The organism is Planctomycetota bacterium (assembly GCA_021414025.1).
Taxonomy (GTDB): Bacteria; Planctomycetota; Phycisphaerae; order Phycisphaerales; family SM1A02; genus SYAC01.
Map to the genome: position 1 here is coordinate 127,916 of JAIOPG010000005.1, position 14,540 is coordinate 142,455.

9 protein-coding genes are annotated in these 14,540 nt (G+C 64.7%); 4 read left to right on the forward strand and 5 right to left on the reverse strand.

Annotated features, from left to right (window positions below; genetic code table 11):
• Positions 1-27 precede the first annotated feature (27 nt).
• The 4 genes from K8R92_06780 to K8R92_06795 are packed head-to-tail and all read right to left on the reverse strand — an operon-like array spanning position 28 to position 6,189.
• Positions 28-3,837, reverse strand: a complete 3,810-nt coding sequence (locus K8R92_06780) for a hypothetical protein (GenBank protein ID MCE9619596.1) — start codon at positions 3,835-3,837, stop codon at positions 28-30.
• A complete protein-coding gene (locus K8R92_06785; GenBank protein MCE9619597.1) occupies positions 3,834-4,754 on the reverse strand; it encodes an ABC transporter ATP-binding protein in 921 nt (306 codons plus the stop codon). The genes K8R92_06780 and K8R92_06785 overlap by 4 nt, the downstream gene beginning before the upstream one ends.
• A 9-nt stretch (positions 4,755-4,763) precedes the next feature.
• Entirely contained in the window at positions 4,764-5,819 is a 1,056-nt protein-coding gene (locus K8R92_06790; GenBank protein ID MCE9619598.1) for a sensor domain-containing protein, read from the reverse strand.
• Positions 5,809-6,189, reverse strand: a complete 381-nt coding sequence (locus tag K8R92_06795; protein ID MCE9619599.1) for a PadR family transcriptional regulator — start codon at positions 6,187-6,189, stop codon at positions 5,809-5,811. The genes K8R92_06790 and K8R92_06795 overlap by 11 nt, the downstream gene beginning before the upstream one ends.
• An 81-nt stretch (positions 6,190-6,270) precedes the next feature.
• Between K8R92_06795 and K8R92_06800 the strand changes: the two genes are divergently transcribed.
• On the forward strand, positions 6,271-7,602 hold the full coding sequence (locus tag K8R92_06800) for a redoxin family protein (protein ID MCE9619600.1): 1,332 nt from the start codon (positions 6,271-6,273) through the stop codon (positions 7,600-7,602).
• Positions 7,603-7,650: 48 nt separating this feature from the next.
• Positions 7,651-8,385 carry a glycosyltransferase gene (locus K8R92_06805; GenBank protein ID MCE9619601.1) on the forward strand — a complete coding sequence of 245 codons (735 nt, stop codon included), beginning with the start codon at positions 7,651-7,653 and terminating at the stop codon, positions 8,383-8,385.
• On the opposite strand, the gene K8R92_06810 is transcribed toward K8R92_06805, so the two are convergent.
• On the reverse strand, positions 8,382-9,230 hold the full coding sequence (locus K8R92_06810) for a GntR family transcriptional regulator (GenBank protein MCE9619602.1): 849 nt from the start codon (positions 9,228-9,230) through the stop codon (positions 8,382-8,384). The genes K8R92_06805 and K8R92_06810 overlap by 4 nt on opposite strands.
• Before the next feature lie 157 nt (positions 9,231-9,387).
• Here K8R92_06810 and K8R92_06815 point away from each other — a divergent pair, with 157 nt between their 5' ends.
• Entirely contained in the window at positions 9,388-14,067 is a 4,680-nt protein-coding gene (locus tag K8R92_06815) for a hypothetical protein (GenBank protein ID MCE9619603.1), read from the forward strand.
• A 57-nt stretch (positions 14,068-14,124) separates the two neighbouring features.
• A complete protein-coding gene (locus K8R92_06820; GenBank protein ID MCE9619604.1) occupies positions 14,125-14,535 on the forward strand; it encodes an OsmC family protein in 411 nt (136 codons plus the stop codon).
• Positions 14,536-14,540 lie beyond the last annotated feature (5 nt).

Here is a 14,540-nt window from a genome sequence, read left to right on the forward strand (position 1 = left end):
GGAGGAAATGACGATGCGATCAACGCGTCAAGGCTTCCACTCCGCCAACTTGCGGCGCACCTGAAGCACACGCACATCCGGATCCACCACCAGCTTCGCAGGCGCGAACGGCGTCTTGATTTCGATCCATGCATGCGACTGCTCGGTGCCCTCCGGCCCCAGCGTGACCTGCGTCATCACTCGCGGAGCGGGCGGCTCCGCAGGCTTCGCATCCGCTTTCTTTGCATCATCCTTGGGCGCAGCCGCCGCGTCCGCCAGCGACACCGCCGGCTTCTTGCCCTCCGCCGCCACATCGATGGTCATCGTGCCCGTGCCGACATTGTCGATGATCGCGGTCGTGGTCCACATGGGCGGCTCGCCCTCGGGCCCGGTGATCTTGGCGTCGCGCACCTTGTATTCCGGCAGCACCACCTGCTCGAACCACTGCTTCGTGAAGGCGTCGAACGCTGTCTGGTCCTTGGCGTGCGTGCGCATCACCGCGACAAATTGCTGCAGCAGCGGATAGTCCGGCCCGTTCTGATACTTGGCAATGAATTCCTGGAGCCCGGCCAGCATCGCGTCGCGGCCCATGTGGTCCATCAGCATGACGAAAACCCAGCCGCCCTTGTCGTAGGTCACGCTGCTGTCGCCGGGCCGCGATCCCGAAAGCTTCACCAGCGGCCTCTCGCTGTCGGCGCTGCGCCGGTCCACATAGGTGTTCTCCCATTCGCGCAGCACATGCTTCGCCGCCGCCTCGCCGCGGCACTCGCGGGTGAGCATCCACGCGCTGTAGTTGGCCATGCCCTCGCTCAGGATGTTGCCGCCCAGGCCCTTGCCCGGGATCAGCATGTTGCCCCACCACTGGTGACCGGTCTCGTGAGCCGTGACAAAGAACACGGCGTCCACCTCGTCGCCGGTTCCGGGCCGGGAAAGAAAACCGATCGACTCGCTGAAGGTGATGTTGCCGGGGAAGCCCTGGGCGTAGGAGGCGAGGCTGGGGAACTCGGTCAGGCGCAGCTCCTTGCGCGGGAAAGGGGCGAACCAGAGCGAGAAATAGTGGCGGCACTTCTCCAGCGTGTCCTTCATCACCTCCACATTCCACTGGTGATTTTTGTTGTACCAGACCGCCACGCCTTCGCCGGCCAGTTTCTCCAGCGGGCCGCCGCAGATGTTGAAGAAGCGCACCGGGTGCTCCGTCTTCCAGGTCACGGTCTTGCGGTCGCCGTCGATCTTCTCATCGATCGGCTCGCCGACAGCGTTGAGCTGCCACGCCGCGGGGCCGGTGACGCGCATCGTGACATCGCTGCCCCAGCCCGATCCAAACAATGGGTCCTTCTGCAATTTCCACGCGTCGGGCTCCGGCTCCTTGGGATCGGTCGCGTTGCGCTCGTCCACGCCGACGCCCTCGACATAGCCGATGCTTGGCATCATGCTCGGCGAGAAGCTGGTCAGCACCACACCCGAGGGCAGGACATATTCGCCGACGCCGCCGCCGTTCTTGGTCCAGCCATTGGGGAAAACGCCGTCCCAGGTGAAGCCGATCTTCGCGGTCTCGCCCTTGGCCAGCGGCTTTTCCAGCGAGAAGACCCAGAGGCCGGCGCGATTTTCGACGAAGGGAAGCGCGGCCTCGATCTTCTTGTCCTTCGGCTCGATCGGCTGGTCGTTGAGCGTCCATTTCAGATGCTCGAAGTGCGCCCCCGGGGTCAGCGGAATCTGCACCACCGGCTTGTCGTGCTGGTTGGACAGGATGTAGGTGCCCTTCACTTCCAATCGCCGCGCGTCGGGGAAGATGGCGACATCGGCGTCGACGGAATCGATCTTGACCAGCGGCGCGTCGCGGAAAGTGAGTTCGTTGCGCTTCCAGTAGTCGCGCCCCTTGCGCTCCATGACGGCACCCTGGAATCCGGCGCGGCTCTCGGTCCAGACCCAGCCGCCCAGCACCAGCCACGCAATGACCAGAGGCGACGCCTTGAGCAGAATCTTGCCGACCTTCGCAGGCCGAAGCATGTCGATGGCCCGCTGCAGGTCGCGCGTGCGGCGCGGATGGAAGGCGATCGCCCCCAGGCTGCAGAGCGCCGCGGTGTAGAGAATGAAGAGCCGGTTACCGACGATCGAGGGGCGCAGGAACTCCAGCCGGTCCAGGTCGCTCCAAGCCATCACGCCCCACATGTGCCAGTTGGTCGCCCAGTTCAGGTAGCCGCGCACCTGCAGCCAGCCGGTGAGCACCAGCGCGCCCAGCCCGATGGCGTAGGTGGCGTAGCGGTTGCGCACGATGCCGTTGACCAGCGCGATGAACGCGCACCAGAAGATGATCGTGGGCATCAGCACCACGCCCCAGAGCATGAAGAAGACGCCCAGCTCGATCGGCACCAGGATGCCCGTGTACATCCACTGGATGAAGATCACGATCAGGCAGCCGACGAAAGCGCCGGCGGTGATGATGGCGGCGATGACGGTGTTGGCGAGGATCTTCCCGGCGAGCATGGCGATGGTGGGCACGCTGCTGGCGCGGATGATGCCCGCGGTGTTGTGGCGATCCTCGCGCGAGAGCGACTCCACCGTGTAGAAGAGGGTGAGGAAGACCAGCAGCAGCGTGACGGTGTTGAAGGAGCCGGCCGCGAGCGTGCCCGAGGTGGCCAGTCGAATCGTGCCCAGCCACACTTCATTGACCGCGTTGGAGCCGACGATCTGCAGAATGATGAGCGGCGTGAAAAGCCAGATGCCCGGGCTGCGCAGCAGGGCGCGCGTTTCATAGCGCAGGATGGCCATCGTGCCCTCCAGGAAACTCGGGGCCCGCATGGTCATGCCCATAGCGCCGAGCTGGGCGATCACGGCCTTCACGGCGCCCTGGGCCGCTTGTGCCCTGGCTTGCGCCGCTTCGCGGATGTCCGCCACGGTGCCGCGCGCCGCCGCCGCAGCCACGGCCGCCGGAGTGACGTTGCGCATGCGCCTGCTCACGATCGAAGCCGAGAACCACACGCAGGCTCCGCCGAACACGATCCACGCCACTCGGCTCGCGGCGAAAATCGGATCCAGCGCCAGCGGTTGCGTGTTGTAGTAATCCACGCCGCGATCGGCCTTGAGCCAAGTCTCGGCCAGCCAGCGGTTGCCGGCGGGGTCGAGTTGCATCAGCAGCACGTTCGCCCAGTGCGGCAGCCACTCGGGGCTCCAGCCCCACAGAAAGAGCGCGCCTCCCAGCAGAATGGCGATCGGTAACAGAAAGACCAGGATCGCCTGGCGCGTCCAGATGCCCAGCAGCATCGACGACCCCGAGACGGCGAAGAGCAGCGGTGCCCCGAAGACCAATGCCGGCCAGATGAAGTTCCACATCGCGAACGCGCCGCGGCTGCGCTCCGGATCGTCGATCGGCCACAAGTTGAACATCAGCATCTGGGCGATCACATAGATCGCGACGGACACCGTGACCGGAACCAGCGTGCCCAGCCAGCGGCCCGCCACATAGGCGCGGGCGCTCAGCGCCGTGGCCAGCACCATGCGGTCCACGCGCCGGTCGGCGTCGGCGATCAGCGGCATGCCCGCGGTGATGGCCGCGAAGAAGGGCAGAAAAATGCCCAGCAGCGCGGAATCGATGAACGCGGCGTTGAACATGGAATTGACCCACGCCTGCTTGCCGCCGGCGGTGACGTCGCCGGCCTGCACGCGGACATTGCCCAGCACGAAGCCCAGGATCATCAGCAGCAGGATGGCCGTGAAAATGATGTAGATCGGGCGCCGCCATGCCGCGCGGATGTCGATCCACGCGATCAGCAGGGCGCGGCGCACGCCGCCTGCCCCCGTCATGGAAGGATGCGTCACCGCCGGAGGCAGCAGCGGCTGTCGATGCTGTGCCACGCTCATGCCGCGGCTCCCGCGCTGGCGGCGATCCGGTTCTCCGCGGTGCGCGCCGTGCGGATGAGCACCAGATAGGCATCTTCAAGCGTGGCCGGCGACGCGGTGAAACCGGCGGGCGGCGCGGCTTCAGCCGAAGCGTGCACGCGGACCCGATTGGTGGAACCCTCGTTCAAAATGGCGGAGATCACGGTGTGCTGCTGCTTGAAGTCGTCCAATTGGTCGTCGGGAATGAACCCTTCATAGATGTCCCCGTCGATGGCGGCCCGCGCGGCGCTGGGCGCGGTGTCGGCCACGACGCGGCCATTCTGGATCACGGCCATGCGCGGACAGAGCGTGGCGACGTCCTCCACGATGTGCGTCGACAACAGAATGATGCGCTTCTTGGCCAGCTCCGCCAGCAGGCGGTAGAAGCGATGGCGCTCCTCGGGATCAAGTCCGGCGGTGGGCTCATCCACGATCACCAGCCTCGGATCACCCGCGATGGCCTGGGCCAGGCCCAGTCGCTGCCGCATGCCGCCGGAATATCCGGCGACCTTGCGCTTGGCGGCCTTGGAAAGATTGACGCGCTCCAGCAGCGCCTCGGCGATCTTGCGGCGGCCGCCCGGACCATCCACGCCCTTGAGCTTGAGCATCAGCTCGAGCATGCGCAGACCGGTGAGGTCGGGGAAGAAGCCGAAGTCCTGCGGCAGGTAGCCCAGTTGGCGGCGCACGATGCGCGGATCCTTCACGATGTCGGCGCCGTCGAGCGTGATCGATCCGGAGGTGGGCTCGAGCAGCCCCGCGACTGCGTTCATCAGCGTGCTCTTGCCCGCGCCGTTGGGTCCAAGCAGGCCGAAGAGTCCTTCGCCGATGTTCAGCGACACCCCCTGCAGCGCGTTGACGGGACCGGGATAGATCTTGACGAGGTTGTGAATGGAAAGCATCGTGCTCCTTTAATGTTGAGCAAGGGACTGCGGGCGAACCACCTGGATCGCCCGGACCACCTGGGCGTAGATCAGGGCGACTCCCTTGGAGAGCCACATGGTGACGGTCAGCAAAACCATGCCGACCAGCGAACTCAGAATCAGAATGTGCGGAGGAATGTGGACCTGGCCGGTCTCGTCCGGCGTGTAGGTGGTGCCGAGGATGTTGATGGTCGAGTCGCTTTCGATGCGCACCATCGATCCCAGACCGGCGAGTTCGAATGCGCCGACGACGATCATGGAGATGCTGGCGGAGAAGAGCGCGACCAGCAGGCAGAAGAAGAAGAGCGCCACCGGGAAGTTGCCCACCAGGAAGACCACCGTCAGCCAGCTCCGGATGTCTTTGATCCACAGCCAGATGCGCTGCCAGAGGCCGTTGACGCCGGTCAGATCCACCCGATAGGCGCGGCGCGGCATGCGCACACCCACCAGGGCCTCGATGACCTGCCCGATGAAGAGCGAGATGGCCCGCGCGCTGCCCAGCAGCGCGATCAGCAGCGGAATGCCGATCAGCGTGGGAATCAGCGAAATCGACAGCGTCCCCAGCACGACGACCCAGACGAAGGCGATCAGCGCGAAGATGAATCCGACGGTGAGGAAGGCGACTGAGCCCCACGCGTAGGGATCGAAGTAGATGCCGACGATCGGAATGTTCCGCAGCTTCCATCCGCTCTCCTCGGGCGCCGCCATCTGCAGGGCCGCGGCCGCGATGAACTCGCCGCTGGTCGCCGGCGCCGCGCCGGTGGTGGTGGCGACGGTCCGGGCCGGCTTGATGGAGGACTGGTCGTAGAGATAGGCCAGCGCGATGTCGTTTGGCGTGCCGAAGGCCTCGATCGCAGCGGTTGCGCTCTTGCCTGCGGCCAGGGCCAGGCGCAGATGGGTCTCGGTGTCGATGAGCGCGTCGTGGATCAGCGCCGGATCCGCCCCCTGCAAGGCCCGCTCGAGATCAGCCAGATAGTTGCGAATTGCCTCGGCCGAGGAGCGGGCATTGGGCGAAGATCCGTACGTTGCAGCGTCAGCGAACATTGGTGCCTCCTGTCAGGCCGGTGCCTGAGATGACTCGATTGACCCAGCGGTCGGTGTTTTTCCAGAACCCAATCCAAGCGGTGAGCGTGCGCTTTCCGTCGGCACTCAGGCGGAAACATTTGCGCGCGGGCCCCTCGTTGGACGGCACAAGCGTACTCGCGATCAGCCCCTCCGCCTCCATTGTGCGGAGCATGGGGTAGAGCGTTCCCTGCTTGAAGGTCAGCCCCTCGGGGGCCTCCTCGGAAAGCTGGCGGGCGATCTCGTATCCGTGGATCGGCTCGTCGCTGCGGGCGATGGCGGCCAAGACCACCAGCCACGCCGTGCCGTTGCTCAGGTCGCCTTCGATCTTGTCGAGGAGCGGTAGTGCCATTCGTTTGGTACTGTAATCTCTACACTACCTCTGTCAAGGACAAAATTTAATTTCCCGGGACTTGGTGCTATTCTGGAGGGCATGAAGCCAACCCGTCCCACCGTGATTTCCGCCTCATTGGCCGCGATGATGTGCGCCTTTTCCTTCGCCCAGAACGCTGCACCCGCGGCGGCAAAACCCCAATCCGCGGCTGAAAACAGCCCAAAGAAGGCCCTGTCCGACGACGCCATCGACCCCAAGGCCAAGGCGATCTACGACGGCGCCGTGGCCAACGCCAAAAAGATCAAATCCTTCGATGCGGTGACCCAGGTCAAGATGGAACTTCCCAAGGGCGAGACGGCTCCCGCCGGATTCGGCACTCCCGCCCGCTTCGTCGTGGTGTTCGGTTCGGGCGACGACGCCCCGCCGGTGACGAGCTTTCGCCTGGAGTCGCTCAAGGATGGCAAGCCGACCCGCGTCATCACCAGCGACAAGTCCAAGGTGACGGTGGTCGACCTTGACGCAAAGACCTACATGGAGCTGGGCTCGAACATGGAGCCCGTCTCCGAGGATCTGATGCAGCATTTCCCGCGCTGGATCTTTGAGAAGAAAAGCGATGGCGAGGAGGAGGACGCCCCCAAACTGGTTTCCATCTCGTTCGAACCCGAGGAAACCGTGGATGGAACTCCCTGCGATGTCGTGCGCGTGGTCCGCGAAATGAAAATCGAAGACAAAACCGAAGAGGGCGAGGTCGCGCAGCAAACTTATCGCTTCATCGAGACTTCGGCGATCGCCCGCAGTGACTCCACACCGCGCCGGATCGTGGAGAGCACCAACATGACCGGCGACGCCGCCCTGGCCGCGCCGACCATGACCACCACCTACACCGGCGTGAAGGTCAACGCCAATCCGGACGCGGCGCTCTTCGCCGCGAAGATTCCGGATGGCTTCGTGAAAAAGGATCCACCGAAAGAGGATGACTCCCAGAAGGATCCTTCGCTCGCCTTCAAGGCGGGCGACAAGGCTCCCGGCTTCACGCTGACCAGCCTGGCCGGCGGTGAGGTCACACTGGATTCACTCAAGGGCAAGGTCGTCCTGCTCGACTTCTGGGCAACCTGGTGCGGACCCTGCAAGGCGGTGATGCCCACCATCCAGAAGCTCAGCGTGGAGTTCAAGGACAAGGGCGTTGCGGTCTACGGCGTCAACACCTGGGAGAAAAAAGAGGGTGCCGCCAAGAAGTACATGGCCGACAAGAACTACACCTACGGCTGCCTGCTGGCGGGCGACGAGCTGGCGAAAACCTACGGACTTTCCGGCATTCCCACGCTCATTCTCATCAACAAGGATGGAACGATCGCCCTCGCCGAAGTCGGCACGGACACGGACACAGAGACGAAGCTTCGCGACGCCATCACCGCGGCGCTCGCCAAGTGACCGCCCCCCGATCACAGACCGAGTGCGCGTCCAAAACACGATCGAACCATGACGCAGCCCGCGCCTGAATACTCGATCGTCGTGCCGGCGTGGAACGAGGAGGCGGTGCTGCCGCAGACGCTCGGGCAGCTGCGGGCCGCCGCCGAGGGCATCGGCCGCCCCTTCGAGATCATCGTCGTCGACGACGCCAGCACCGACCGCACCGCGGAGATCGCCCGCGCCGCGGGCGCCTGCGTGGTGCGGGTGGAGAAGCGGCAGATCGCCGCGGTGCGCAACGCCGGCGCCCGCGCCTGCTCGGCGCCCTACCTGGTCTTCTGCGACGCGGACACTTTTGTTCCCGAAACGGTGTTGCGTCACGCGCTGATCGAGATGGACGAAGGCGCCGTCGGCGGCGGATCGCATGTGGCCTTCGACAGCCGCGGCACGCTGCTCGCCGAGGCGTTCTTCGCGGTGTTCAAAGTCGTCTGGTACATGAACAAGTTCGCGGCGGGATGCTTCTTCTTTGCGCGGCGCATTGACTTCGAGGCGGTCGGCGGCTTCGACGAGACCTGGTTCGCCAGCGAGGAGTACTGGCTCAGCCTGGCCCTGCAGAAGCGCGGGCGCTTCGTGCTGGTGCCCGTGGAGGTCATCAGCAGCGCCCGCAAACAGCGCTCCATGGGGGGAGTCCAGTTGATGTGGACCATCGCGAAACTCGCCTTTGGCAAGCGCAAAAAACTGCAGAATCGCGAGAAACTTCCCTTGTGGTACGACGGCACGCGCGAAGGCAAGCCGCTGGACGTCTAACTCGCCGGCGCGTCCACCAATTGAATGCCGGGCTTCTCGAAGGCGATCCGCCGTTCCCGGAACAGCTTGCCCAGCGCCTGCTTGAAAGCCTTCTTGCTCACCCCGAACTGCTCGCGGATCTCCTCGGGCGAGCTGTCGTCGTCGCAATTCAACCGCCCGCCCGCATGCCGCAGCGCCTCGATGATCAGCTCGGTCAGCGGCTCCACGCGCTCGTAGCCGGCGGCGTCGATCGAGAGATCGATCTTCCCGTCGGGTCGCACCAGCCGTATGAAAGCGAACATGCGCTGCCCAATCGTCAGTGGCGCCGGAAGATTGCTGTAATAGAGCAGCCCTCGATGCGCATTCTCGACGATCGCGTTGTAGCCCAGCGGCGTCTCCCCGGTGATCAGGATGCGCACCGGCTGATTCGGCGCGTATGCGGGTTCATCCCGGCTCAGGTGGCGGTTGAGTCGGGCGCTGGCCATGATTCGATCCGTCTCCGGATCCACACACACCGCGACGGCGATCCGCTGCCCGATCTGCACCGGCCCGCCTTGCTCGTTGAAGGGCAGCAGCAAATCCTTGGCAAGCCCCCACTCCAGGAAGGCGCCGATCTGCGGGTTGATCTCCTTCACCTTCAGGCAGGCGAATTCGCCCACCTCGGCCAGCGGCTTCTCGGTGGTGGCGACCAGACGATCCTCGGAGTCGCGGTAGATAAAAACATCCAACTTCTCCCCGGCGGCAAGATGGCGCGGCACATAACGACCGGGAAGGAGGATTTCACCCAGCTCCTCGCCGTCCAGATAGAGGCCCGAGTTGGTTTCACGCACCACGCCGAGCAGATTTCGTTTTCCGATGGCGGCCATGAGATCAGGGTAGTGCGTTTGCAACCCGCCCAGAACTCGCCGGTCCGCCGGATCGCCAGATAAAAATCCCGTAAATTGTGGATAAATCGCCATGCGGCGTGCGAAGAATGACCCTCCCGAAGGTACGATTTTCGCTGTCCTCCACAGAGATCAAAATATGCCCACATCCGCCCGCTTCAAAGTGTTGCTCGCCTGTCTTCTTGCCGCATTGACCTCGTTCTCGGTGGTGTCGATCGGCGCCCCCGGCGTGAACCTGAATGCCATGGAGAACGCGCGGGCAAACTTCGCGGCGCAGCATCCGGAGGGCGGACTTTTTGACCTTGGACCCCGCCTTCGACGCGCCTACGGATTCCGTCTGGCCACCGGCGACACCCCCTCCAACAGCGGCACCGCCTTCTTCCAGCAGTGGGCGGCCATGTGGGGCGTGGACGCCAACGACCTCCAGCCCATCGGACCCTTTGAGGACGGGGCGCATCTGCTTGCGATTCCAGGCTCCGAGGAGAGCGACACCGATTTCACCGGCGTGTACTTCACCCAGACCGCCGCGGGCGTGCCCGTGTTCCGCTCCTATGGCTGGGCGCTCACCCGCAACGAGGCGGACTTTCCGGTGGTGCTTGCCGGCGGAACCCTGCGACCGATCGGCGACTTCGCCCAGCAGATCGCCGGAAAAAACCTCGATCAATCCACGCTCAATCCGCAGGCCTTCACGCGCCACATCCGGAACGAGTTCAGCGCCCCGCCGACTCTGACCACGCCGCGCTATGTCGTGTGGGCCGGCATCGATGACGATGTCCAGCAGCCGCGCCTGGGCGTGGAGTTCGTCGCCACGGGCCATCCCGCCCAGGATCCCGCAAGTCCGATGGTGATGCAGTATGTGGTGGACGCGGCCGATGGAACGGTGCTCCACGCGGAAAGCAAGATTCTCCACGTGGACTTCAAGGGCTCCGTTGGCGGCTACGGCACCAGCGCGTCAAGCCACAAGGCGGATGCCTGCGATCCTGAATCTTCGCAGTCGCTTCCCTTCGCCAAGGTCACCTTCACGAAAACCACCAGCCCGCCAACCGTCGCCTCCGTCTTCACCGACATCAACGGCAACTACACCTACACGACCTCCGACGGCAGCACCCGGGTGATCCAGCCCTCGATCGCCGAAGGCCAGTTCTTCCAGGTGATGAACCAGTCCGGCGACACGATCACGGTTCCCTCCAAGTCCTCCGGCTCGAGCAGCATCCTCTCCTTCACCTTCAATCCGGAGCCCCGCAACGAGCTCACCAACGCCCAGATCAACGCCTACATCCACGCCAACAAGGTGCGCTCTTTCGCCCTGGGCGTGAATCCCAGCTATCCGGTGATCGGATCGCAGACGGACTTTCCGCTCTTCGTCAACATCAACGACGCCTGCAACGCCTACTACGACGGCTTCAGCCTGAACTTCTTCAAGAGCGGCGGCGGCTGCAACAACACCGCCTTCTCCGGCGTGGTGCACCATGAGTATGGCCACCACCTGGTTCAGGTCGGCGGCAGCGGACAGGGCGCCTTCGGCGAGGGCTTCGGCGACGTCATGGCTGTGCTGGTGACCGATGATCCCCTTCTGGGCGTCGGATTCCAGAGCTGCTCCAACCCGCTGCGCAACGCCGACAACACCTGCCAGTACAACCCCGGCTCCTGCAGCAGCTGCGGCAGCGAGATCCATGCCTGCGGCCAGCTGCTCTCCGGCATCGTGTGGGACGTGAGCCGCAATTTCAAGGACAACGGCTCGCCCCTGAACTACATCGCCAAGACCGCCAACCTGGCCCTGAACGAAGTGCCGCTTCACGCGGGACAGAGCGACATCTCCGGCGACATCCAGCTCGACTACCTCACCCTCGACGACAACAACGGCAATCTTTTCGACGGCACGCCCAACTCGGTCCTCGTGATCAATCCCGCATTCCTGAAGCATGGCTTCGGCGCACCGCGCGCTCCGACCGGACTCTCGGCGACCGACGGCACCCTCTCCGACCGCGTGCGGCTGGTCTGGGATCAGGTGCTTGGCTTCACGAGCTTCCAGATCTGGCGCTCATCCACTGGCGTGCCCAGCGCCCAGATCGGCACCTCGAACACCAAGACCTACGACGACATGACCGCTGTGACCGGCACGGTCTACACCTACCAGGTGAAGGCTGTGAATCCGATCGGCACCTCCCCCGCCAGCGTTGCCGACACCGGCTACATCAGCATCTCAAATCCGACGGGCGTCGCGGCGACCGATGGAACCTTCACCGACAAGGTCCTTCTGACCTGGAATGCGGTCGGCGGCGCCAGCAACTACAAGATTCTGCGCCGTCCGGCCGGTGATCCGCCCTCGGGCCCGGGCCTGGCGATCTCTGACTTCGAGACGCACTCGAGTTCGATCTCGGTGAGCGCCCCCGCAGGCGCCCCGGTGAAGAGCGTGGTCTTCACGATGAACGACCTCACCCACACCTGGATGGGCGACACCACCTTCATCCTCACCCATGGCGCCACGAGCTGCGTGCTCGCGGACATGTGCGGCGACGAGAAGCACTTCGACGGCGACTACACGATGGACGACACGGCGGCAATCACCTTCTGCCAGCAGCCCAGCGCGGGCGGAACCTACCGACCCACCAATCTGATGGGACCGGCTTTTGCGGGTCAGGCCGCCGCAGGCGTGTGGACGGTCTCGGTGCATGATGGCGGACCGGCGGACACGGGCGGATTCTCCTCTTGGAACATCGTCGTGACCAGCGAGATCGGCGAGTCCTCGACCAATTCCTTCACCGACACGACGGCGATTCCGGGCGTTCTCTACATCTACAGCGTCACCGCCATCTCCGGCGGCGGAGCTGAATCGGCTCCGAGCACCACCGACACCGGTTGGCGGAAGCTCTCCAAGCCGGCGAATTTCGCCGCGAGCGACGAGGCCTACATCGACCGCGTCGTTCTGGGCTGGAACGCCGTCGAAGGCGCCACGGGCTACCAGATCCTGCGCGGCATCGGCGACGATGCCATGACGCCGCTGGGAACCAGCGCCACCAACAACTTCACCGATCTCACCGCGGCCTGGTCGACGGTCTACAAGTATGCCGTCATCGCCACCTGCCCGGTCGGCAATTCCGAAACCAGCGAAACCGACCAGGGATCGCGCGGCCACATGCTGCCCGCGCCGTCGAACTTTGCCGCCAGCGACGGCCTCTTCACCTACAAGGTCGCGCTCTCGTGGAACCCGGTGATCGGCGCGACGAGCTACCAGATCTTCCGCAACGGCGCGCCGCTGGTGATCCTGCCCGGCAACTCCTCCACCACCTTCGCCGACACCTCCGTGGCGGTCCTGGTGGAATACAGCTACACCGTCCGAGCTCTGTTCGAGGATGTGGCGAGCCCATGGAGCACTCCAAACACGGGCTTCCGTTCTCCGATCGTGGTGGCCCCGCTGGGAGTCAACGCCAGTGACGGCACCTACTCCGACAAGGTCCTGGTGACCTGGTCCACTTCGCCCGGCGCCAGCTTCTACGAGGTCTACCGCAGCGGCACCGCGGCTCCGATCGGAACCGTGGTCGGCAACGGCAACACCTCCTTCAGCGACACCACCGCGCACTTTGGCCAGAGCTACTACTACCAGGTGAAATCCGGCAACGCCGCGGGCACCAGCGTGGTGAGCGTGAAGAACACCGGCTATCGCCGAATCCGAACTCCGCAGAATGTGGTGGCCTCGGATGGAACCTACGCCGGCAAGGTCGTAGTCACCTGGAGCGGCGTGGATGGCGCGACCGGCTACAAGATCTTCCGCAGCGGAACGGTCAACGCCATCGGCTCGACGCCTTCGGCCACCGTCCTGACCTTCTCCGATTTCTCGGCGCTGGCGGGCACGGTCTACACGTACACGGTGGTGGCGACTTCGGCGACGGGGCTGAGCGAGCCCAGCACGGGCGACACCGGTTTCCCCGGAACGCTTTCCAAGCCGATCGGCTTGGCGGCGAGTGACGGCACCTACACCAACAAGGTTCGCGTGACCTGGACCAAACTGGTCGGCGCATCCAGCTACAAGATCTATCGCGACGGCATCCTGATCGGGTCCTCGGTCGGCAACGCCTCGACCGTGTTCAACGATGAGCAAGCCGGCGCTGGCATCGTCTACACCTACCGTGTGCGCGGCGTGACCAGCACGGGCCTCACCGAGCAGAGCGATGGCGACACCGGGTATTGCACCCAGGGCTCGTCCAACGGCGGAGGTGGCGGCGGCTCCGGCGGATCGGGCGGCGGCGCCGGCAACAATGGAAGCGGCGGCGGCGGTTCGCAAGGCCAGTCTCTCACCGGGTCCGGCGCGGGCTCCTCTTCGGAGGGTGCCAAGAGCGAGGGCGGCGAGGCTGTGAAGACGGCAAGCGGCGGCGAAGGTCAGACCTTCGATGGCGAAGGCACGGCCAATGTGATCCAGACTGCGGACCAGGCCGAATGCGAGGAACTCTTCGCGGAGACCCTTGAGCAGATGCAGCTCGATCCGGTGCTGGCCGCAAAGCTGGCCGACCGCATCTCGCTGGACGACGACATGGACGGCGTCATGGATGTCTGTCAGCGCCACAAGGGCGACATGGACCTTGACGGCGAAGTCAACCAGGACGATCTGACCGCGATGATGAGCGCGTTCGTGACCGTGGACATGATCGGTGACATCAATCTGGACGGCCAGATCGACGGGGCTGACTTCGGACTGCTCCTGCTGGCGATCGAGGATCACACGCAGGCACAGGTCGGCGCGAACGGTGCGGTTCCCGTGGTGAACGACGCGGCGCCGGCGGCCAATGACGAGCCGGCCGCGCCCGAGCCCGAGACGCCCTGAGCCAACGCCGACGCTTCCACTTCCACCGAGATCGTCCACAGAAAGCGAGCCCGCTCCATGGCCGTCACAATCTCCTGCGAATATCTTGGTGACTTGCGCGTGCGCTCGGTGCACGGGCCATCCAAGACCGAGCTGATCACCGACGCGCCGACGGACAACCACGGCAAGGGCGAATCATTTTCCCCGACCGACCTGGCCGCCACCGCGCTGGCCACCTGCTACGCCACCATCATGGGCATCCAGGCGCAGACTCTGGGCATCGAGCTCAAGGGCATGAAGATCGAGATCGAGAAGCACATGACCGCGAAGCCGCCCCGGCGCATCGCGCGGCTGGCGATGGCCATTCGCATGCCGGCCGGAATTTCGCCGACCCACCAGGACCGGCTCAAGCTGGCCGCGGCCGGGTGCCCGGTGCATGCCTCGCTCCACCCCGATGTTGCGGTGGAAACGGTCTGGACCTGGGGTTGAGGATC